This window comes from Inediibacterium massiliense, assembly GCF_001282725.1.
GTDB lineage: Bacteria > Bacillota > Clostridia > Peptostreptococcales > Thermotaleaceae > Anaerophilus > Anaerophilus massiliensis.
Genome location: NZ_LN876586.1, coordinates 888006 through 908940, shown reverse-complemented (window position 1 = coordinate 908940; position 20935 = coordinate 888006). Strand labels below are relative to the sequence as shown.

The following is a 20935-nucleotide window of genomic DNA, read 5'->3' as shown; positions in this document are numbered from 1 at the left end:
CCTTCTCCCCCTTTTTACTAATCCATATTTTTCACTTTATTGGATTTCATTTTAAATGGCCCTGCATTCTGAAGTAATCTAGTAGCAATAATAGCAACAATAGTAGAGGCAGTAGTAGCAATAATAGATGGTCCAATAATTCCTGTAACTTGGGTACCTGTTGCTCCCACAGCTACTAAAATAGCCATTGTATCAGAAGGTATTAAAGTAACAGATGATGTATTAATAGCTAAAAATGTACACATGGCATTTGTAGCTGTATCTTTTTCTTCATTTAATTTTTGAAGTTCCTCCATAGCCTTCAGTCCTAATGGTGTAGCTGCATTTCCAAGTCCTAATATGTTTGCTGCAATATTTAAAATAATAGCTCCCATTGCAGGATGATCCGGAGGTACATCAGGAAATAATTTAACGGTTATTGGTCTTAATCCCCTAGCTAATAGTTGTATCAATCCACTTTCCTCTGCTATTTTCATAATTCCAAGCCAAAGTGCCATAATTCCAATCATCCCCAAAGATAACTCCACTCCTGTATTCGCAGAATTAATAGCAGCTTCTGTTACCGCTTCAATATTACCATTGATCACGCCTACCACAATACCTATCACGACTAACCCTAACCAAATGATATTGATCATTTTCTTTCCCCCTTTTTAATATTTTTTTATATATCTCTGCTTATTAAATCATCATATGTTTCTCTTTTTACAATTAATTGGTTCTCTCCTTTACCAACCATAACCACAGCTGGTCTTGGAAGCTTGTTATAATTGCTTGCCATAGAATAATTATAAGCTCCTGTACTTTTCACAGCTAAAATATCTCCTGATTCTAAAATAGGTACCTTTAAATCCCATATCAATATGTCTCCTGATTCACAACACTTTCCTGCAATAGTGACCACTTTACTTTTAGGTAGATCCATTTTATTAGCAATTACTCCTTCATATTGTGCATCATATAATGCTGGTCTAGGATTATCAGGCATTCCTCCGTCAATTCCTACATAAGTTCTAACCCCTGGAATATTTTTAATAGAACCTATAGTATATAAGGTAATCCCTGCTTCTCCTACAATCCATCTTCCAGGTTCTATAATGACTTGTGGAACGAAAAGATTTAGTTCTGTACACCTATCTTGTAGATCCTTCATAATAGGATCTATAAAATATTGTAACGGTTTAGGATCATCTCCTTCCTTATAATATATTCCAAAGCCTCCTCCAATATTTAATTCTTTTGTTTCAAATCCTACCGTATCTTTTACTTCTTTTATGAGTCTCATTAATATGTCTAATGCTTTTATGTGGGAAGTATTCTCAAATAATTGACTTCCTACATGAAAATGAAACCCTCTTAGTTCAACGTTTAATGATTTTTGAACTTTTATAATTCCTTTATGAAGAATTTCTTCTACTAAAGGAATTCCAAATTTAGAATCTACTTGACCTGTAGAAATAAATTTATGAGTATGACTATCTACTCCTGGAGTAATTCTAAATAGTATTTTTACTTTTTCTCCCAAATCCTTTGCTACCTTCTCGATCATTTCTAATTCATAAAAATTATCTACTACAATTCTTCCTACACGGCTTTTTACCGCAAATTCAATTTCATCTAAAGTTTTATTGTTTCCATGAAAAATTACATTTTCCATTGGAAAATCTGCTTTTATAGCAGTATACAATTCTCCTCCTGAAACAACATCTATTCCTATTCCTTCTTTTTTTAGAATTCTACACATTTCTAGAGTTAAAAAAGCTTTACTTGCATAAACTGCTCTTGTATTAGAATATTTTTGTAAAAAATCTTTTTTGATTTCATATATTCTTTCATCAATTATATCTTTTGATAAAACATACAAAGGAGTTTTGTATTGTTTTGCTATTTCAACCATATCACATCCACCAAATACAAAATGTTTATTTTCTACGTTTATATTACTCATCATTTTTCTCCTTCCTCATTTCCAGTTTATATAGTAAATGAGCAAGAATCATGCCATTGCAATTCATTGATTTTTCTAAACATTTCATTAACTTTTCCGTATTTTTGAACTTACTCATTCTATATGATATTCTTTCCCTATATACACGCCCAAGAGCAGTTCATATTTGCGAACCATTTTCCGTTTTTCTGAAAGAACGAATTCCATATTTTTTCAATTTCTCATAAAAGCTTGTTTTTCCTATTTTTAATGCTCTCATAGCCTCATTGCGATCATAATCATAATATTTTAGTGCTTTTATAATAGCATCCTTTTCTGCTTGTTGTATGTAATCCTTTAAAGGTTTTATATGTTTTGTATTTTCATTTTTATGATTTAAAACATTTAAATACAAATGAGATACATCTATAATATTTCCTTCTGCAATATTCACAGCTCTTTCTAATACATTTTCAAGTTCTCTGATATTTCCAGGCCACTCATATTCCATTAATCTATATAATACCTCTCCAGATATGATTTTTTCTTCACATTCCATTCTTCTGCATATTTTAGGAAGAATAGCTTGTACTAAAAAATAAATATCTTGTTTTCTTTCTTGAAGAGGTGGCAGCCAAATAGGAAAAACATTAATTCTATAATAAAGATCCTCTCTAAATCTTCCTTTTATCATTTCTTCTTCTAAATTTTTATTGGTTGCAGCAATAATTCTTACATTTGCCGTTTTTTCTACTGTTCCTCCTACTCTATAAAAAGTCTTGTTTTGCAAAACCTTTAATAATTTTACTTGTATAAAAGATTCAATTTCTCCTATTTCATCTAAAAAAATAGTACCTCCTGAAGCTACCTCAAAAAGTCCTTGTTTTCCTTTCGTGCACGCTCCTGTAAAAGCTCCTTTTTCATATCCAAACAATTCACTTTCTAAAAGATCCTTTGGAATAGATGCACAGTTTACATGAACAAAAGGTTTATCTTTATATTTACTGGCCTCATGAATAGCCTTAGCTAAAAGTGTTTTTCCTGTACCACTCTCTCCTAAAAGCAAAACTGTAGAATTAGACTTAGACGCTTTATAAGCTAATTTTTTCACATTGTTGATGACTTCACTCTCTCCTAAGATATCTGCAAATAAATCTTGACTATCTTTTTCTTCTCTCATTTTCATTTCCATATGCTGTATAGATAATAAAGCTTCATCTCTTTCTTTGATTAACTTTTTAAGAGCTGATATATCTTCTACTTTTAAAGCTGCCCCTACTCTTTTATTTTGTACTGTGATAGGAACTAATGTACACAAAGTAGGAAACCCATTAATTTGAGTAAATTTATCTTTATAATGAATATCTATTCCCTTAGAAGCTTTATAAAATTCTTTGATGGTATCTCCACCTTCATGAATTTCAAAAATATCTTTTCCTATGACATCTAGCTCTTTTGCATCTTCTCCTTTTTCTCTAAACTCTTTTCCTAAAAGTAAATCTTTAATAGATTCTTTTCTAGCTGTATATCCTTCTTTTTGATAAAATTTTACTTCTTTTGTATCTTGATCTAGTACTACCATATGTCCCATAGAATGAATATAAGAAAGCTGAAAATTTTTATCTTTCACCGTAATATCCATAAACTTTTTCATAAAATTGATTTGCACACGAATATTTACATTTTGAAAATGAGTATCTACAGATAATATATCTTTAGCATTTTTTTCGTATTTATAAATAGGTCGAATCTTTTTTCCATATACACCGATTCCTATAAACGCACCTTTATATCCTATTTTTTCGTCATAGATTCCTATTTTCTCTAAATCTTTACAACTAAGTCCTCCATCATCTTTTCCCAAAGCATTGTCAGCAATAATCACTATATCTCCTATATGAATACGACCTTTTTTATGTCCTATTCCACCTTCATGACGGATTCCAAATATTTCTTTTGCCTTTTTATTATAAATACGGATTTTTCCTTCCTCATCAATAAAAATGAATCCCTCTGACATTAAGTCTGTAAATTCTCTGATATATCTTTCATTTTTAAGCATATGGATCATCCTTTTATTTTTAAGATACTTCTTACTTCTCCAATCATATATAAAGACCCTGCAAAAACAATGACATCTCTCTCATTGGCTATAGATAAAGAAGTATCTACAGCATCTTTTATATTTTCCTTTATCCATATCTCTTTCTTATATTTTTCTATTTTCTTGCCTAGCTTTTCTACTTCCAATGCTCTTGGGTTATTAGGTTTTGTAATCACTACTTTATTTGCTAGAGGAATGATTATATCTAGCATTTTTTCATCCTTATCTGCTAAAATCCCTATTCCTAAAATAATATTCTTATCTTTAAAAAATTTTTCAATTCCCTCTTTTAATGCATTCATTCCTGCTACATTATGAGCTCCATCTATAACAAATGTAGGATTTTTCCGAATCACTTCAAATCTTCCTGGCCATATGGCTTTTCTAAAGCCTTCATTCAAAGCTTTCTTCGAGATAGATATATGATATTCATCTTCTAAAACTTTTATAACACTTAATGCTAAAGTAGAATTTTTTATTTGATGATCTCCTAGCATAGATATAAAAATATTTTGTATTTCATCATTTATAACTACTTCAAAACTTTGTCCTTCCTCTGTTTGATTGATGATTTTTATATTCTCTATAGGAGCTTTGATAAGCTTTGTATTTCTTTTTTTGCAAACTTCCTCTATGACTTTCATAGCCTCAACAGCTTGGGGATAAATAACTGCTATAGAATTTTCTTTGATAATCCCTGCTTTTTCATAAGCAATTTTATCTAGGGTATCTCCTAAATAATCCATATGGTCATAATCAATAGAAGTAATGACAGATACTAAAGAATTTACTACATTGGTTGCATCAAATCTTCCTCCCATACCTACCTCTAAAACTAAAAAATCTACACTTTCTCTTTTAAAATATTCAAAAGCTATAGCTGTTACAATCTCAAATTCTGTAGGATGATTTTTTCCTTCTCTTACCATAATATCTACTTTTTCTTTTACAAAAGATGTAATATCGCCTAGCTCTTTTTTGGGAATATTGATTCCATTAATTTGTATTCTTTCTGTGAACTCTTCTAAATAGGGAGATGTATAAAGACCTACCTTGTATCCTGCTTCTTTTAAAATAGAATGAATAAAATTACAAGTAGATCCTTTTCCATTTGTTCCAGCTACATGAATGACTTTCAAATTTTTCTGTGGATTTTCCATTAATTTTAACAAATCAGTAATATTTTCAAGTCCTAATTTGCTCCCAAATTTATATGTACCGTGAATATATTCTAAAGCATATTGATAGTTCATTTTCACCCTCCTTTATATAAAGCCGGGTGCATGACCCGGCTAGATTTTATTTTATTTTATTTTTCATAGTTTCTAATCTTTCTAATACTTTTTCCATCATAGACTGATAATTGGATTGTTTTTCTTTCTCTTCTTCTATGACAGCTGCTGGAGCCTTCCCTAAGAATCCTTGATTAGATAATTTTTTGTTCACTCTGTCTAATTCTTTTTGAAGCTTTTCTTTTTCTTTTTCTAATCTCTCTATTTCTTTTTCAAAATCAACCAACTCATCTAATGGAAGATAAATTTCTGCTCCTAATACTACAGAAGACATTGCATCCTCTGGAATATCCTTTTTCTCTTTTTGAATGATTACATCTGAAGCACTTGCTAGAGTTTTAAAATACTCTTTTCCTTTATTCATTGCATCATGTGCATCATCTGTTGCCACTATAATTACTTTTGCTTTTTTAGATGGTACTACATTCATTTCAGCACGAATATTTCTAATACTTCTGATTGCATCCATAATCAGTTCCATATCTTTTTCTTCTTTTTCAAAAGAAAGAGTAGAATCATTTTGTGGCCATTTAGCAATAATTACACTTTCCTCTTTGGTAGTAGGAATATATTCCCATATTTCTTCTGTAATAAAAGGCATAAATGGATGTAACAATTTTAATATATTTTCTAAAACAAAAGTTAGTGTATATAAAGCTGAATCCTTTGTATTTCTTTCTTCTCCATATAATCTTGGTTTTACAATTTCAATATACCAATCACAATATTCATTCCAAATAAAATCATAAACCTTTTGTACTGCCATTCCCAGTTCAAATTTATCTAGATTATCTGTGACTTCTTTTGCTACTGTATTCATTCTAGATAAAATCCATTTATCTGCAAGAGTAAAATGTTTTTGGCATTCTTCTTTGTCAAATTGGTCCTTATCTAAATTCATGAGTACAAATCTTGTAGCATTCCAAAGTTTGTTTGCAAAATTTCTATTTGCTTCTACTCTTTCTATATAAAAACGCATATCATTTCCCGGGCTATTTCCAGAAGCTAAAGTAAGTCTTAAGGCATCTGCACCGTATTCATTGATAATTTCTAATGGATCAATTCCATTTCCTAATGATTTACTCATTTTTCTTCCTTGAGAATCTCTTACAAGTCCATGAACAAATACATATTTAAAAGGAATATCTCCCATTTGTTCAAGTCCTGAAAACATCATTCGAATCACCCAGAAGAAAATAATATCATATCCTGTTACTAATACATCTGTAGGATAGAAATATTTTAATTCTTCTGTATTATGTGGCCAACCTAAAGTTGAAAATGGCCAAAGAGCAGAACTAAACCAAGTATCTAATACATCTTCATCTTGTTTGAAGTGAGTACTTCCACATTTACTACATTTTTGTGGAGCTTCCTTAGATACCATCACTTCCCCACAATCCTCACAATAATAAGCAGGTATTCTATGTCCCCACCACAATTGTCTTGAAATACACCAATCTCTTATATTTTCAAGCCAATGATAATAAATTTTGTCAAATCTTTCTGGTACAAATTTTGTCTTTCCTGATTTTACTGCTTCTATAGCTGGCTTTGCCATCTCTTCCATTTTTACAAACCATTGATCACTAAGTCTTGGTTCTACTACTGTATTACATCTATAACAAACTCCTACATTATGATCATGTTCTTTTATTTTTACTAAATATCCTGCTTCTTCTAAGTCTTTTACTAATGCTTTTCTACATTCATAACGATCCATTCCTTGATATTTTCCTGCATGTTCATTCATCTTTGCAGTATCGTCCATTACTGTAATTTGTTCTAGATTATGTCTTAATCCTACCTCAAAGTCATTAGGATCATGAGCTGGTGTAATTTTTACAGCTCCTGTACCAAATTCTTTGTCTACATATTCATCTGCAATGATTGGAATTTCTCTTCCTACAATAGGTAAAATCAAAGTCTTACCCACTAAATGAGCATATCTTTCATCTTCTGGATGAACTGCTACTGCTGTATCTCCAAGCATAGTTTCAGGTCTTGTAGTGGCAATTTCTAAATACTCCTCTGAATCTTTCACAAGATACTTAATATGCCAAAAATGGCCTTGTTTTTCTTCATGCTCTACTTCTGCATCAGAAAGAGAAGTTTTACAATCTGGGCACCAATTAATTAATCTATTTCCTCTATAAATATACCCTTTTTCATAAAGTTTTATGAAAACCTCTGTAACTGCCTCATTACATCCTTCATCCATAGTAAATCTTTCTCTAGACCAATCGCATGAGTTTCCTATTTTTTTCATTTGCTCTACAATTCTTCCACCATATTCTTCTTTCCATTCCCATGCTCTTTTTAAAAATTCATCTCTTCCTATTTCTTCTTTTGTTTTTCCTTCTTCTTTCATAATCTTTTCTACTACTTTTACTTCTGTTGCAATACTTGCATGATCTGTTCCTGGAAGCCATAATGCTTCATATCCTTGCATTCTTTTATAACGAATCAATATATCTTGTAATGTATGATCTAATGCATGTCCCATATGAAGCTGTCCTGTAATATTAGGAGGTGGAAGTACAATAGCGAAAGGTTCTTTTTCTTTATTTACATTGGCCTTAAAATATCCTTTTTCCATCCAATCCTCATAAATTCTTTTTTCAAATTCTTGAGGATTATATGTTTTATCAAGGTTTTTTACTGTCATAAAAACACTCCTTTTTAAAATATTCATAAAAAAGCCCCTATCATCCTTGTAAGGACGAAAGGGACTTTCGCGGTACCACCTTAATTCCAAAATTGGCTCTTTTGTATCTATAACGGGATATCCCGACTAAACCTACTTTAATTTCAGTTTAGTAACTCAGAAGCTACCTTCAATAATACTCCCCTAAGAAACCTTCCAGCCTTTGGATTTCTTTCTCTAGAGGGGGTTATTTATTTACTCCTCTTCTTCAATGTCTATTCTTATAGTATTTTTTCATTAATTATATATCATTTAAGATAAAAGTCAATATGTACTTTATTTTTATTTTACCAATTTTAGAGAATATATTCTTTCTAAATAGTTAATCAGCTCTTTAATCATAGGGATGTGGTTTGTACTCAATATATCCCACTCTCTTTTGTAATTTGCATAAATATATCGTCGTACATTTCTAGTAGGAGCATAGGGACTTCCTCCAAATTCTACTACATCCTTATAGACACACAGTCTTGTAATCCTTCCCCATCCACTTTCTAAATTCATAGGATCAATCCCATGCTCTGTTTCTTCTTTATGAACTAATGCATACCATCGAAAACGATCTACAATCCCTTTCATATAACCATATCTATGCTTTCCTTCTTCTATCTTAATATTGTAATCCATAAAAACCCCACCTTTTTATAACATTTTCTATTATAGTTATATTCTTAGTCTATCCATTTAATAATATTTTTTTACATTTATTCATAATATACACAAATAGAACTAAGGGGGATTTTTATGAAAAAACAATACCCATTTTATTTATGTACACTTATATTGGCTTTTTTATGCAGTATAGGAAGCCGAATACTCACATCAAATACTTCTGTATTTTATTATTATGAAACTTCATGGATCTATCGTATAGCTAATCATTCTATATTAGGGATTGTCCTTGGCATTATGGGATTTATATTATTCCTATGGCTACTTTTTCATACTGCTTATTTTATATTAGTACGTTTTGATCATATACATTCTATATTAAAAATTTTAGGACTCCTATGGGTCATACTGCTTATGACTGCTTGTCTTTATGAAGGAATTACTTTATATTATCTCTTAGGATATGTTTTTCTTTTGTGTATTCTTATTTTTTCTTTATTGCTAATCATACATTATTTTTATCCTAATATTTAACTTTGCTTTGCTGTCATATTTTCTAAAAAATCCAACTTCATTTTTGTGCACTCTATATAAGTTTGTTCTGAAATTTTTCCTTTTGACAATAAATCATCACACAAATCAATAAAATCTATTACCATATTTACAAGCATTTCTTCCACTTTTTTCGCCTCCATTATATAATTTTTTATCTGTTTCTCATCATATTCATAATATCCTTAATTTATTCCTTTTATACTTTTATTTATGGTTTTTACCTTTTTTTCTAGATTTTTTGAATATTTTCTATTTTTTTATTTTCATTAAATATTATTCTTCCTATAACCCTATAGTATTTTCACCTTTTTTATGATAAAATTTTTATGTATTTTACAAATTAAAAAGGAGCATATTTATGGGAATGTCTATATTAATTTTATTAGTTTCTATATTCACAATCATCTGCACTCTTTTAAAACCTCCCTTTTATTGGGAAAGTCGTAAAGCAAAAAACTTAAGAAGATTTCTAGGTGATGGTGGAGCAACTATAGTTTATCTTTTAATAGGTATTTTTCTACTAGTAACAAGCTTGGCTAATTTATTAGGATTTATAACTTTCTAAAATACTGAGAAATATTCCTCAGTATTTTTTTATTCTTTAGGAATTGTATAAAGGAACCATTCATTTCATGATGCATATAATAAAATTATATAAAATTATTGGTCATGGAGGTATGATGATGAAACTTTTTAGGAAAACAGCATTTCTCCTTGTTCTAGTCATGCTAATCTCAATTGTGTTTACTGGCTGTGGAGAAAAAGCTTTAACAAAGGTTAGAGTAGCAGAAGTAACTCATTCTGTTTTTTATGCACCTCAATATGTAGCCATTACAGAAGGTTTCTTTAAAGAAGAAGGATTAGATATAGAGCTTATTAACGGTCAAGGTGCTGACAAAACTATGACTGCTTTATTATCTGATCAAGTAGACATAGGATTTATGGGACCTGAAGCATCCGTTTATGTATACAATCAAGGAAAAGAAGATTATGCTGTAAACTTTGCACAACTTACACAAAGAGACGGTTCTTTTTTAGTAGCAAGAGAACCTATGCCTAACTTTAAATTTGAAGATGTAGAAGGTAGGACCATTATTGGAGGAAGAAAAGGCGGTATGCCTGAAATGACACTAGAATATGTACTCAAAAAAAACAATGTATATCCTCAAGAAAATGTCAATGTAAGAACCGATATTCAATTTGCAGTTATGGCTGGAGCTTTTACTGGAGGAGAAGGAGATTTTGTTACTTTGTTTGAACCTGTTGCATCTTCTTTAGAAAAAGAAAAAGCTGGATATATTGTAGCATCTATAGGCGAAGCTGCTGGATACCTTCCTTATACCTGCTATAGTGCAAAGAAAAGCTTTATTGAAAAAAATCCAGAAACCATTCAAAAGTTTACAAATGCTATCTATAAAGGGATGAAATGGGTAGAAAGCCATTCTCCAGAAGAAATTGCAAAATCCGTTGCTTCCCAATTTCCTGATGCAGATTTAGAAATACTTACAAAAGTAGCAAAAAGATATAAGGATCAAGATACTTGGAAACCTGATTTAATTTTAACTGAAGAAGGTTTAAATCATATGATGGATATTATCGAATTAGCTGGTGAATTAGATCAAAGAGCTCCTTATGACAAAATTGTAAATACAGGCTTTGCACAACAATCTATGGAAAGCTTAAAATAAACAAATTTAAATCCTCCCAATGAAGGTTCTTTCTTTTATAAGAAAGAACCTCTTTTATATTTAGCTCCATTTTGGTGTATGAAAATGAGAATCTTTAATTCTTTCACCTTCTGCTTGTGAAACAATATAAGCATTTATTCCTTCTTTGTCATATTTTCTTACTTGTTTGATAGCTTCTTGTCTACTCATAGGCTTAGATATGCTTTGATCTGTTTGAATCACATATTTTTTGTCCATCACTATCCCTCCTCTTTTTTAGTATTCCTATTTTATATAAAATTAAATAACCAGATAAAATTTTTTATCTGGTTATTGCATAAATATATTCCATATTATTTTTTCTGACAAAACTCATGGTAGCCTTCTCTCCATGCCCTGGATAAATGACTATATCATCTTCCCATTTAGATATTTTATTTTTCATAGAATCTAGCATAGCATAAGGATCTGATCCTGCCAAATCAGTTCTACCAATATCTATATTAAAAATAGTATCTCCTGTAAAAATAATATTTTCATTTTTTACTTTTAAACAAATGCCTCCTGGTGTATGTCCTGGTGTATGAATCACTTCTAAAATAATATTTCTTCCTTTTATTTCATCCTTATCTTTTACGATTTTATTAGGGGTAATAGATATATCCTCTGAATAATTCAAATATGGATTTTTAAGTCCCTCTACATCATCTTTATGTATAAAAATAGGTATATGACATTTTTTTTGAATAGAACTTACAGCTCCTATATGATCATGATGATAATGTGTTAAAATAATTCCTATAGGATTCAATCCATATTTTTCTATATAATTTAAAAATTTTGATGCTTCATCTCCTGGATCAATAATAAAAGCTTCCTTGCTCTTCTCATCATAAAGAATATATCCATTTGTTTGCAATGATCCTACTACTAATCTTTCTATTTTCATAAAAAATCTCCTTTTGTTCTTTTAGACTTTATTATATTTTTCCCAAAGATCTATGTCAATATAGATCAAACTCTACAAATCCCCTCTATCATTTGGTATGACTTTTGCATTTATATCAAGTATCATAGATATATAATAAAATCACTCACTTTTGATTTTAAATAAACATGAAGGGGGAGTTTTATATGATCATTCCAAAAAAATTAAAAATTGGAGATACTATAGGAGTTGTCGCTCCAGCAGGACCCGTACCAAAAGAAAAAGCTTACCAAGCAAAATGTGTTTTAGAAGAAATGGGATTTAAAGTAAAGATGGGAGAAAGCTGCTTTTTATCCTTTGGAGGATATTTGGCTGGTAAAGATCATATTAGAGCCAAAGATGTGAATGATATGTTTATGGATCAAGATATAGATGGAATCATATGTATTCGAGGTGGATACGGCTGTATGCGTATGATGGATAAAATTCATATAGATGTCATTAAACAAAATCCTAAGATATTTGTTGGATATTCTGATATCACTGCATTGCATCTTCTATTCAATCAAATGGCAAATTTAGTTACTTATCATGGTCCTATGGTTTTTTCTAATATGCTTAATTTTAATGAATTTACTAAAAAATCATTTTTCGAAGTTATGAGTAGTGATGATGATATTATTTTACAAAATCCACCAAATGAGGAGCTAAAAACTATGGTAGATGGATTTGCAAAAGGAACTTTAGTAGGTGGAAATTTATGTTTGATCACATCTACGCTAGGAACTCCTTATGAAATTCAAACAAAAGGAAAAATTCTTTTTATAGAAGATGTAGCTGAACCACCTTTTAAAATTGACAGAATGTTGACTCAGCTTTATTTAGCAGGTAAATTACAAGATTGTGAAGGTTTTATATTGGGTGATTTTAATAATTGTAATGATGAAGATGGATTTACTTTACTTGAAGTACTCAAAATGATCATTGAACCTTTCAATAAACCTACTATATATAATTTCAAATCTGGCCATTGTGAACCCACCATTACCCTTCCTCTTGGAATGGTTTGTGAATTAGATGCAACAAATAAAAAAATCATCATCAAAAGGAATAAAGCATGAAAAATTTAAAAAATAAAATAGAAAATATTATAAATTCTATAGATGGCCATAAAGGAGTATATATTAAGGATTGTTCTACCCATGAAGTGATAGAAATTCATGAAAATAGAAAATTTCATGCAGCAAGTACTATAAAACTTCCTATTTTATATGATGCTTTACTTCAAATACAAAATAAAAAATTAAGCTTAAATGATACATATCAATTAAAATCATCTGATATAGTAGATGGCTCTGGCATATTAAAACTTATGCATATTGGACTTGAAGTTACATTAAAAGATTTACTAACTTTAATGATTGATGTCAGTGATAATGTGGCTACAAATATCCTTCATGATCTTTTAGGTAAAGATCATATCAATGGGTCTATAAAAAATTTAAAGCTTCAAAATACTTTTTTCGCACGAAAGCTTATGATTTCTGATTCTAATAGTTATAGTTATACTACTGCTAAAGATTTAGGAATATTATTAGAAGAATTTTTAATATGCAAAAATCTAAATCAAGCTATGGCAAATATAGGACTTCATATCCTTTCCAATCAACAATATAACGATAGAATATCTCATCATTTGGTTTTATGTGGCAATTGTCATGAGTATTTAGGCCATAAAACTACCTGCTCAAAATGTAATGAACATGCATCAAACTTTGACCAAATTTATATTCCTTTTGCACACAAAACTGGAGAAATCAATGGAGTCATTCATGACGCAGGTATACTCACCCTTAAAGACAAAAAAATTATTATTGTATGTCTTACAGATGAACTTTCTGATCATGGACTTGGAATATCTATACAGCAAAAAATAGGAAAAATCATATTTGATTATTTTAATTCATAAAGATAAAAGCAAAGTATCCATCATACTTTGCTTTTTCTTCACTATAATATAAACATTCTAGCTGTCATCATATCTTGTATATCTTTTGCTTTATATTTTACTGTATAATCATCTATAACCGTCACTCCTGGATAGTAAGATGCTCTTTTGGCATCTTGATGTTTTTGAAATCTTATTTCCATTTCAAATTCTTTTGGGGATTGTATTTTACATTGTTGAATTTTTTTCATTCCTTCTTTCACACCGTTTTTTATACATTCACACGCATATTCTGGATGTATATTAAACGTAGCATCCCCATCACATTTTTTTACAGAAACTATCTCTATATTTGAAATTAAATCTTTGGATTGATTACAAATCACTTCATCTCCACTTAAAAAAATTACTGGAACATTATAATATGCAGCAATGTAAGCATTCATTGTAAATTCTGATGAAATTTCCCCATTTATTTTTACATATACTGGTTTTTCAGGATTCATTGTATGAGATAATGGATTTCCATTACATCTTGATGGTGAATGATATCCTATAAATATACACGCATCATAACTAGAATCTATTCCTGCCATCATAGATTCAGGAGAACCAGTCCAACCTCTTATTACATTTGCTTGTATTGGAAGTTTTGTAATATCTATATTTCTTCCTGAACTATGAGCATCTTTTACAAAAATCTCTTTTGCTCCCATTTCTATAGCTGCCTCACATGCTGCTATAGTTTCTTTTGTCATCTGATCTTTTGCCCATTGATGTTCACTATGCCCTAATATAGTTTCATTCCAATGAGTTACCCCTGTAATTCCTTCCATATCTACACTTATGTATATTTTCATTTTTTCTGCCTCCTTATATTTTTTATATTTATATTTATTATCTTATTTTTCATTCCTCCAAATTGACATCTTTAAATTATATACTATGCACAAATTATGCCAATTCAAGTATACCTTATTTTAAAACATATACAAAAAATTCAATTGCCCAGGACATATTGTCCTAGGCAATGATATTAATAAATTGTGTTTTGAATGCCACTATTTTGAACTTTTTCTCTAGCTTGTTGAACTTCTAGCTGATCAATATTATTTGAATTACTTAGGTTTGTTGAAGACCCATATGCCATACCCATTGTACTGGATGTCATATTTGTTCCACTAGACATATTAGACATCATATTTGTTCCTTGACTATAGTTAGACATATTGTTTTTTGCCTTTTGTATTTCACTTTGATCGATAGTATTTGAGTTCTTTAAGTTAGGAACGTTTCCCATAGTATTATACATAATTGGCATTCCTCCACTTTTTTATTTTATAAGCTTTGCGCTTACATTAAATATTGTGTGCATTATTTTAATAAATATAACTTGTAAAAACTTACATTTATTTTTATCATCTCTTTTTAAAATGTTACTCTTATTTTGCATTTTTCTTTTTTTTATTGGAATAATAATAAATGAAACTATGAAATAAGGAGTTGAATTTATGGATACATTAGCTCTTTTGTTAGTTGTAATCGGTGCTCTAAATTGGGGATTAATTGGTTTATTCCAATTTGATTTGGTTGCAGCTTTATTTGGAGGATCAGCATCTATTTTAAGTCGGATTGTATATTCTTTAGTTGGTTTATCTGGAATTTATGCAATTAGCTTCTTCTTCAAAGAAAGAGAAAAAACAAGATAATAAAAATAGAGAGTATTTTTACTCTCTATTTTTATTATCTTGATAACATTTGAATAAACATATCTACTTTTCTTCTTTGATCTGAATTTAAAAGATCTGTCATTCCTTTAAGCATTTGAAGCTTATTGATTAAATCTTTTTTTTCTTTATTTGAAAAACCTTCAATCAATTTATTCATCTCTTGTTCAATTTCATTTTGAGACTTATTTCCATATTGATTGGCCAAATGAGAAAGCTGCTGTAACTGTTCATCACTTGCATGAGCATTTTTTGCCATTTCCATTAACTTTTGATTCATTCCTCTCATTCTTCTCATTTCCTTGTCCTCCTCTTTGTATCTTTGCACTATCATAGTATGTGTCTTTTATTCATTCGTTCCAATTTTTGCATATTAAAAAAGCCCTCTATATAAGAAGGCTTTACATCATCAATACTCCATCTTTTTTCACAATCACTTGTAAAATTTTTTGTTCTTCTCCAGTATCTGCATTGATATACACTAAAAATGTATCTTGTTTATAAGTGGCTTTGATTTCATAGCATAAAACTTCTTTTCCACCTTCTGTAGGAATAATTACTAATCTCGGTCTAGATGTTTGTGCATAATTACTAATTTGATCCATAGCTTCATTCCTAGTAATCTTTGGTTTTGAAAATGTACGTTCATGATGATTTAATAGATATCCTTCTGTTTCTAATCCTAAAACTTTACCTTCATCTAGTCCCACTTTTACTTTTATCAAATCTGTATAAGCAATCATTTCGTCTTTTTTATAAGCAAAATTAATAATCAATTGACCATCATATTTTTCAAAATAAGTAGGTACCATATTAATATATCCTATTTTATTTAAATAATCTGTTGCAATTGTTACGCCTTGTTTCTCTGAAATTTTTATTTTTCCTACTTCCCTTGTATCTATCATCCATAAAACCTTTCCTTCTATTTTAGTAATTGCTATAGTAATTGTATAATCTCCTTTTTGAGGTGTTAATTCTACCACATATACTGGAATTTTTGTATCATTAGATTCACTAATAATCTTTGCATCATATTTTATAGAATCTTTGCAAAAATATTTTGCTATATTGATTGCTTCATCTTTTCCTATGGTTCTTCCTTTTTTATGTAGCTTCTTATTTTTTATATGTTCTGAAAAAGGTCCATCATAAATGAGCTCCGGATATTTTTGCATTCTTTCTTCAATGTTTACAAGACTTGTATTAATTAAATTAGAATTCATTTTTTTTAGATTTTGATTTGCTTTTTTTCTTAATTCTCCTATTTTCAGTCCTTGCTTGAACATATTATTTTGCAATGAAATAAATTCTTGAGATAAATAATTTGAGTAATTATGCAATTCCTCTAAAGTTTCTTTTTCATCTATATTCAAAGGTTTTCCTTCTAAATTTTTTCTCGCTAAAGAAATACTCAAATCTCCTACTTGACTTAAAAATTTCTGAGTTTTACTTACATTTTTATGATCTAATGGTAGTTGGGTAAGCTTTTCTTGTGCATCATAGCAAAGATGTGAAGTTTCTGAAAGTAAAAGTACATTTTGCTTTGCAGCTCCTGTAATCATAATCTTGGATAAATTGACTTGTATATTTTCTACATCTACTACCATGTCCTGAAACATTCTTTGAAATTGATTTTCAAGAGTAATGCTATAGGATTGATTTTCTTTGTATTGAGTATATCCCCATATTCCCGTACCTAATACAAATACAGCAATCAAAGCTAGTAAACTTTTTTTCATTATAAGACCCCATTTCTATTCATGTGCGAACCAATGTTTTCCTATTTTTAAAGTAACCTCTCTTGTCCATATCCATTTACTAGTTGCCTTAGCAGGATTCCAATAATAAATGGCGCCTCCTGTAGGATCCCATCCATTAAGAGCATCTCTTGCAGCTTTATATGCTTGTGAATTTGGATTTAAATAAATCTGTCCATCATCTACTGCTGTAAATGCTCCTGGTTGAAAAATAACTCCTGCAATAGAATTAGGGAACGATGGATTTTTTACACGATTTAATATTACAGAGGCTACAGCGACCTGTCCTACATAAGGTTCTCCTCTAGATTCTCCATAAATAGCCATGGCTAATAAATTAATATCATTATTTTTAGATACACCTCTGCTTGTAGCAGTATAAGTACTTGTTCCTTTGTTTTCTTGTATCCCAAGAGCACGTTTGGTATTTGCTCCTATAATTCCATCTACTTTTAATCCATTTTTTCTTTGAAATTTTGTAACTGCACTATAGGTTTTAGGTCCATAAAGTCCATCTGAAGCTCCCGTATAATACCCCCATTGTTTTAATTTTTTCTGTGCTGCTTGTACAATGCTATTGTATGTTAATGTAGACGTTTTTTTATAAATTCCTAGTGCTTTTTTTGTTTGGTTTCCTACTTTTCCATCTGGTGTAAGTCCATTTTTTCTTTGAAAATTTACAACAGCTCCATACATTTTCTTTCCATAAATTCCATCTATCGCTCCTTTATAATATCCCCAATTTTTAAGCTTAGTTTGTATGAGCCTTACTTCACTGCCTCTAGCTCCCCACGAAATACTTGCTGCATATGTCATATTGATCAATAAAATACTTATAAAAACACTTATCATTAATAAAAAGAACATCCTTCTTTTTCTTTCCATTTCAATTTCCCTCCTAATATTCTTTTCTTATTTTGAGTGAAAAATGGATAATTTATTCTTTTTATTTAAAAATAAGTATATAGCAAAAAAAAATAATGGTCCAAAGACCATTATTTTATTGAGCAATCATTTTACTTAAATTCGTAATTCCAATTGTAAAACTTGATAAAAGCACTACAAACATAGATGCTACTATTACGGTTTTTACTTTATTCATTTCACATTCTCCTTATAGTTACAATTATTGTATAAAAGCTATTATAGTATCAGCCATTTTTTTATTTTTTATACAGCCTCCTTATTTTCAATAATATGTCTCTGCTTCCCAATTATATATATACCACAAATACATGTATACAATCAATGACATTTACATTACAAATTCTTTAATTTATCTACAATATAGATGTAAAAAAATCATAGTCACTCAACTATGATTTTAACTTTAAATCAATTATATCTAAATACATTTATAAAAACAATGTATATCTTATAACACTTTACTTAAAAAATCTTGTGTTCTTAGATGCTTTGGATTTTCAAATATTTCTTTAGGAGAGCCTTCTTCTATGATTTGCCCTCCATCCATAAAAACTACTCTGGAAGCTACTTCTTTTGCAAATCCCATTTCATGAGTAACTACTACCATAGTCATGCCATCAGCCGCTAATTCCTTCATTACATCTAATACCTCTCCTACCATCTCTGGATCTAGCGCAGAAGTAGGTTCATCAAATAACATTACATCTGGAGACATAGCCAATGCTCTAGCAATAGCGATTCTTTGTTTTTGTCCTCCTGATAATTGATTTGGATAATTCTGTGCCTTATCCTCTAATCCAATTCTTTTTAATAGATTCATAGCAATTTTTTGAGCTTCTTCTTTTCCTAGCTTTTTTACTTTTATAGGAGAAAGTGTAATATTGTCTAAAACCGTCATGTGAGGGAATAAATTGAATTGTTGGAAAACCATCCCCATTTTTTCTCTTTGTTTATTCACATCATTTTTAGAGTCCGTAATAGATACTCCTTCAAATACGATCTCTCCACTTGTAGGATTCTCTAATAAATTTAAACATCTTAAAAAAGTACTTTTTCCAGATCCACTAGGTCCAATGATTACTACTACTTCTCCTTTTTTAATATGTTCATCTATTCCTTTGAGTACATGTAATGACCCAAAGCTTTTATTTAAGTTAGTTACGTGAATCACTAGCACTCAACCTCCTCTCAAGCTTACCTACCAATTTGGAAAGAGTAAAAGTAATAATAAAATAAATAATTGCAGCAATCACTAATGGTGCAAAAGGTTTATATGAATTTCCCCTTACTGTATCTGCTTGATACATTAAATCATAAATTCCTACCACAGATACAATAGCAGATTCTTTTACAAGTACAATAAATTCATTTCCTAATGCAGGTAATATATTTTTAAATGCTTGTGGAATAATAATATATCTCATGGCCATATAATGATTCATTCCTAATGATCTTGCAGCCTCCATCTGACCTTTATCAATAGATTGAATTCCTGCACGAATAATTTCTGATACATAAGCTGCACTATTAAATGAAACTGCAATAATTCCAAGTAATATATCTGGAAATTCAATTCCTGTAAGCATTGGTACTCCATAATAAATCATAAATAATTGTACCAATAAAGGAGTTCCTCTCACTACTTCTATATAAGCAGATGCTGGCATTCTTATAAAAGATTTTTTAGACATTTTCATAAGTGCTAAAAATATACCTATCACTACTCCGAAAATAACACCGAAAAAAGAAAGAAATAAAGTAATTTTCGTTCCATTGATAAAAAATTTATAATATCTTTGAATAAACTCCATATAAGTTGTGATGTAAATCATTATATTGACACCTCCTAAATACTCCTTAAAATATTAGAAAAAGGTTTAAAACCTTTTTCTAATATTTTATTTACTTTCTGTAAGTTCTACTGCGTTTGTTACAAATTCATCTATTTTTCCTTCTGCAATCCATTTATCTAATATTTTATTAAATTCATCTACTAACTCTTTGTTTCCTTTATTTACTGCAATTGCAGCTCCATCTCCCTTTTGCAATATAATTTCTGGAGCAAAAAGTTTTTCGTTGCTGCTTACATAAGAATGAGCGACAGGCTTTGGAATAATAATGGCATCAATTTTTTCATTAGATAATTCTAATACTAAATCTGTAATTTTGCTTAGTCCTTTTACTTGTGCTCCTTCAATTCCTTTTGCAAGTTTTTCTTGTACTGTTGATTTTTGTACTCCTATTTTTAATCCCTTTAGATCATCTTTTGATTTTATTTTATCTTTATTTTTTGCATTAATTAATATACTTTGTTCTTCCGCATAATATGGTTTGGTAAAGTCAACACTTTTTGCTCTGTCTGGATCTGGTGTCATACCTGCTATAATAAAATCTATTTTGTTCGCTACTAACGCTGCTAATAATCCATCAAATTTCATATCTTTAATTTCAAGCTCTACTCCTAATTCATCTGCAATAGCCTTTGCAATTTCAATATCAAATCCTACAATTACATCTTCTCCATTGATTACTTTATGAAATTCATAGGGTGGATAATCAGCAGATGTTCCTAATACAATCTTTCCTTTGCTTTTAATTTCATCTAATTTATTTGTGTCCGCACTACTTGTTTCTTTGCTACATCCTGCAAATGAGAATACCATACATCCTATTAATAGGATCGTCATTATTTTTTTAAACATATTTATTTCCCCCTCAATCATTTATTCTTGTAATATTATACAACTTAAATAATAATTATTCAAGTGTATATTTACAAAT

General features: G+C 29.8%; 23 protein-coding genes and 1 other annotated feature. Of the genes, 6 read left to right on the top strand and 17 right to left on the bottom strand.

All coding sequences use genetic code 11. From position 1 onward, the window contains the following. Positions 1-17 precede the first annotated feature (17 nt). From BN2409_RS08060 to BN2409_RS08035, 6 genes are all read right to left on the bottom strand, one after another. The gene (locus BN2409_RS08060; protein ID WP_053956112.1) at positions 18-638 is read right to left on the bottom strand and encodes a nucleoside recognition domain-containing protein; all 621 of its coding nucleotides are present in this window, start codon (positions 636-638) and stop codon (positions 18-20) included. Positions 639-664: 26 nt separating this feature from the next. Next, complete coding sequence (lysA, locus tag BN2409_RS08055; protein WP_199872961.1) at positions 665-1948, bottom strand: diaminopimelate decarboxylase; 1284 nt, start codon at positions 1946-1948, stop codon at positions 665-667. A gap of 160 nt (positions 1949-2108) precedes the next feature. Beyond that, positions 2109-3989 (bottom strand): sigma-54 interaction domain-containing protein, encoded by a 1881-nt coding sequence (locus BN2409_RS08050; RefSeq protein WP_053956110.1) that lies wholly within the window; start codon positions 3987-3989, stop codon positions 2109-2111. Positions 3990-3994: 5 nt separating this feature from the next. Next, a complete protein-coding gene (locus tag BN2409_RS08045; protein ID WP_053956109.1) occupies positions 3995-5284 on the bottom strand; it encodes a bifunctional folylpolyglutamate synthase/dihydrofolate synthase in 1290 nt (429 codons plus the stop codon). Positions 5285-5330: 46 nt separating this feature from the next. Further along, the gene (locus BN2409_RS08040) at positions 5331-7991 is read right to left on the bottom strand and encodes a valine--tRNA ligase (RefSeq protein WP_053956108.1); all 2661 of its coding nucleotides are present in this window, start codon (positions 7989-7991) and stop codon (positions 5331-5333) included. 47 nt (positions 7992-8038) lie between these two features. Beyond that, positions 8039-8251, bottom strand: a binding site (T-box leader). Between the two features lie 61 nt (positions 8252-8312). Further along, positions 8313-8657: a hypothetical protein gene (locus BN2409_RS08035; protein WP_053956107.1), complete on the bottom strand. Its 345-nt coding sequence runs from the start codon at positions 8655-8657 to the stop codon at positions 8313-8315. 117 nt (positions 8658-8774) lie between these two features. Here BN2409_RS08035 and BN2409_RS08030 point away from each other — a divergent pair, with 117 nt between their 5' ends. Beyond that, complete coding sequence (locus BN2409_RS08030) at positions 8775-9176, top strand: hypothetical protein (protein ID WP_053956106.1); 402 nt, start codon at positions 8775-8777, stop codon at positions 9174-9176. Here the strand turns inward: BN2409_RS08030 and BN2409_RS17190 are convergent. Beyond that, positions 9173-9322, bottom strand: coding sequence for a hypothetical protein (locus BN2409_RS17190; protein WP_199872960.1), 150 nt, complete (start codon positions 9320-9322; stop codon positions 9173-9175). The genes BN2409_RS08030 and BN2409_RS17190 overlap by 4 nt on opposite strands. 233 nt (positions 9323-9555) lie before the next feature. On the opposite strand from BN2409_RS17190, the gene BN2409_RS08025 reads away from it, so the two are divergent. After that, complete coding sequence (locus BN2409_RS08025; RefSeq protein WP_053956105.1) at positions 9556-9762, top strand: hypothetical protein; 207 nt, start codon at positions 9556-9558, stop codon at positions 9760-9762. Positions 9763-9880: 118 nt separating this feature from the next. Further along, positions 9881-10885: an ABC transporter substrate-binding protein gene (locus BN2409_RS08020; protein ID WP_330375402.1), complete on the top strand. Its 1005-nt coding sequence runs from the start codon at positions 9881-9883 to the stop codon at positions 10883-10885. Positions 10886-10945: 60 nt separating this feature from the next. On the opposite strand, the gene BN2409_RS17185 is transcribed toward BN2409_RS08020, so the two are convergent. Beyond that, on the bottom strand, positions 10946-11122 hold the full coding sequence (locus tag BN2409_RS17185; RefSeq protein WP_199872959.1) for a hypothetical protein: 177 nt from the start codon (positions 11120-11122) through the stop codon (positions 10946-10948). A gap of 64 nt (positions 11123-11186) precedes the next feature. Next, entirely contained in the window at positions 11187-11813 is a 627-nt protein-coding gene (locus tag BN2409_RS08015; RefSeq protein WP_053956103.1) for an MBL fold metallo-hydrolase, read from the bottom strand. Positions 11814-11998: 185 nt separating this feature from the next. Between BN2409_RS08015 and BN2409_RS08010 the strand changes: the two genes are divergently transcribed. Continuing rightward, positions 11999-12913, top strand: a complete 915-nt coding sequence (locus BN2409_RS08010) for a S66 peptidase family protein (RefSeq protein WP_053956102.1) — start codon at positions 11999-12001, stop codon at positions 12911-12913. Beyond that, entirely contained in the window at positions 12910-13761 is an 852-nt protein-coding gene (locus BN2409_RS08005) for a serine hydrolase (RefSeq protein WP_053956101.1), read from the top strand. The genes BN2409_RS08010 and BN2409_RS08005 overlap by 4 nt, the downstream gene beginning before the upstream one ends. A 41-nt stretch (positions 13762-13802) precedes the next feature. On the opposite strand, the gene BN2409_RS08000 is transcribed toward BN2409_RS08005, so the two are convergent. Together BN2409_RS08000 and BN2409_RS07995 are read right to left on the bottom strand one after the other, a co-directional pair. After that, positions 13803-14600, bottom strand: a complete 798-nt coding sequence (locus BN2409_RS08000) for a M55 family metallopeptidase (protein ID WP_053956100.1) — start codon at positions 14598-14600, stop codon at positions 13803-13805. 176 nt (positions 14601-14776) lie between these two features. Continuing rightward, positions 14777-15052: a hypothetical protein gene (locus BN2409_RS07995; protein ID WP_053956099.1), complete on the bottom strand. Its 276-nt coding sequence runs from the start codon at positions 15050-15052 to the stop codon at positions 14777-14779. A 199-nt stretch (positions 15053-15251) separates the two neighbouring features. Here BN2409_RS07995 and BN2409_RS07990 point away from each other — a divergent pair, with 199 nt between their 5' ends. Continuing rightward, complete coding sequence (locus BN2409_RS07990) at positions 15252-15449, top strand: DUF378 domain-containing protein (RefSeq protein ID WP_053956098.1); 198 nt, start codon at positions 15252-15254, stop codon at positions 15447-15449. Between the two features lie 34 nt (positions 15450-15483). On the opposite strand, the gene BN2409_RS07985 is transcribed toward BN2409_RS07990, so the two are convergent. The 6 genes from BN2409_RS07985 to BN2409_RS07960 all read right to left on the bottom strand — a co-directional run bounded on the left by BN2409_RS07985 (position 15484) and on the right by BN2409_RS07960 (position 20856). Continuing rightward, positions 15484-15765: a hypothetical protein gene (locus BN2409_RS07985; protein WP_053956097.1), complete on the bottom strand. Its 282-nt coding sequence runs from the start codon at positions 15763-15765 to the stop codon at positions 15484-15486. Between the two features lie 103 nt (positions 15766-15868). Further along, on the bottom strand, positions 15869-17209 hold the full coding sequence (gene ypeB / locus BN2409_RS07980; RefSeq protein WP_053956096.1) for a germination protein YpeB: 1341 nt from the start codon (positions 17207-17209) through the stop codon (positions 15869-15871). A gap of 15 nt (positions 17210-17224) precedes the next feature. Further along, the gene (gene sleB / locus BN2409_RS07975; protein WP_053956095.1) at positions 17225-18112 is read right to left on the bottom strand and encodes a spore cortex-lytic enzyme; all 888 of its coding nucleotides are present in this window, start codon (positions 18110-18112) and stop codon (positions 17225-17227) included. Positions 18113-18602: 490 nt separating this feature from the next. Then, positions 18603-19325 carry an amino acid ABC transporter ATP-binding protein gene (locus tag BN2409_RS07970; RefSeq protein ID WP_053956094.1) on the bottom strand — a complete coding sequence of 241 codons (723 nt, stop codon included), beginning with the start codon at positions 19323-19325 and terminating at the stop codon, positions 18603-18605. Beyond that, on the bottom strand, positions 19309-19986 hold the full coding sequence (locus BN2409_RS07965) for an amino acid ABC transporter permease (protein WP_242847925.1): 678 nt from the start codon (positions 19984-19986) through the stop codon (positions 19309-19311). The genes BN2409_RS07970 and BN2409_RS07965 overlap by 17 nt, the downstream gene beginning before the upstream one ends. Before the next feature lie 66 nt (positions 19987-20052). Further along, the gene (locus tag BN2409_RS07960; protein ID WP_053956093.1) at positions 20053-20856 is read right to left on the bottom strand and encodes a transporter substrate-binding domain-containing protein; all 804 of its coding nucleotides are present in this window, start codon (positions 20854-20856) and stop codon (positions 20053-20055) included. Positions 20857-20935: the final 79 nt, after the last annotated feature.

Excerpts from the sequence above, each read along its gene's own strand:
- BN2409_RS07965 (WP_242847925.1), bottom strand. The coding sequence starts at position 19,986 with ATGATTTACATCACAACTTATATGGAGTTTATTCAAAGATATTATAAA.
- BN2409_RS08000 (WP_053956100.1), bottom strand. The coding sequence starts at position 14,600 with ATGAAAATATACATAAGTGTAGATATGGAAGGAATTACAGGGGTAACT.
- BN2409_RS07985 (WP_053956097.1), bottom strand. The coding sequence starts at position 15,765 with ATGAGAAGAATGAGAGGAATGAATCAAAAGTTAATGGAAATGGCAAAA.
- sleB (WP_053956095.1), bottom strand. The coding sequence starts at position 18,112 with ATGGAAAGAAAAAGAAGGATGTTCTTTTTATTAATGATAAGTGTTTTT.
- BN2409_RS08035 (WP_053956107.1), bottom strand. The coding sequence starts at position 8,657 with ATGGATTACAATATTAAGATAGAAGAAGGAAAGCATAGATATGGTTAT.
- BN2409_RS08040 (WP_053956108.1), bottom strand. The coding sequence starts at position 7,991 with ATGACAGTAAAAAACCTTGATAAAACATATAATCCTCAAGAATTTGAA.
- BN2409_RS08060 (WP_053956112.1), bottom strand. The coding sequence starts at position 638 with ATGATCAATATCATTTGGTTAGGGTTAGTCGTGATAGGTATTGTGGTA.
- BN2409_RS07990 (WP_053956098.1), top strand. The coding sequence starts at position 15,252 with ATGGATACATTAGCTCTTTTGTTAGTTGTAATCGGTGCTCTAAATTGG.
- BN2409_RS08010 (WP_053956102.1), top strand. The coding sequence starts at position 11,999 with ATGATCATTCCAAAAAAATTAAAAATTGGAGATACTATAGGAGTTGTC.
- BN2409_RS08015 (WP_053956103.1), bottom strand. The coding sequence starts at position 11,813 with ATGAAAATAGAAAGATTAGTAGTAGGATCATTGCAAACAAATGGATAT.
- ypeB (WP_053956096.1), bottom strand. The coding sequence starts at position 17,209 with ATGAAAAAAAGTTTACTAGCTTTGATTGCTGTATTTGTATTAGGTACG.
- BN2409_RS08045 (WP_053956109.1), bottom strand. The coding sequence starts at position 5,284 with ATGAACTATCAATATGCTTTAGAATATATTCACGGTACATATAAATTT.
- BN2409_RS07995 (WP_053956099.1), bottom strand. The coding sequence starts at position 15,052 with ATGTATAATACTATGGGAAACGTTCCTAACTTAAAGAACTCAAATACT.
- BN2409_RS08005 (WP_053956101.1), top strand. The coding sequence starts at position 12,910 with ATGAAAAATTTAAAAAATAAAATAGAAAATATTATAAATTCTATAGAT.
- lysA (WP_199872961.1), bottom strand. The coding sequence starts at position 1,948 with ATGAGTAATATAAACGTAGAAAATAAACATTTTGTATTTGGTGGATGT.
- BN2409_RS08025 (WP_053956105.1), top strand. The coding sequence starts at position 9,556 with ATGGGAATGTCTATATTAATTTTATTAGTTTCTATATTCACAATCATC.
- BN2409_RS08050 (WP_053956110.1), bottom strand. The coding sequence starts at position 3,989 with ATGCTTAAAAATGAAAGATATATCAGAGAATTTACAGACTTAATGTCA.
- BN2409_RS08030 (WP_053956106.1), top strand. The coding sequence starts at position 8,775 with ATGAAAAAACAATACCCATTTTATTTATGTACACTTATATTGGCTTTT.
- BN2409_RS17185 (WP_199872959.1), bottom strand. The coding sequence starts at position 11,122 with ATGGACAAAAAATATGTGATTCAAACAGATCAAAGCATATCTAAGCCT.
- BN2409_RS08020 (WP_330375402.1), top strand. The coding sequence starts at position 9,881 with ATGAAACTTTTTAGGAAAACAGCATTTCTCCTTGTTCTAGTCATGCTA.
- BN2409_RS07960 (WP_053956093.1), bottom strand. The coding sequence starts at position 20,856 with ATGTTTAAAAAAATAATGACGATCCTATTAATAGGATGTATGGTATTC.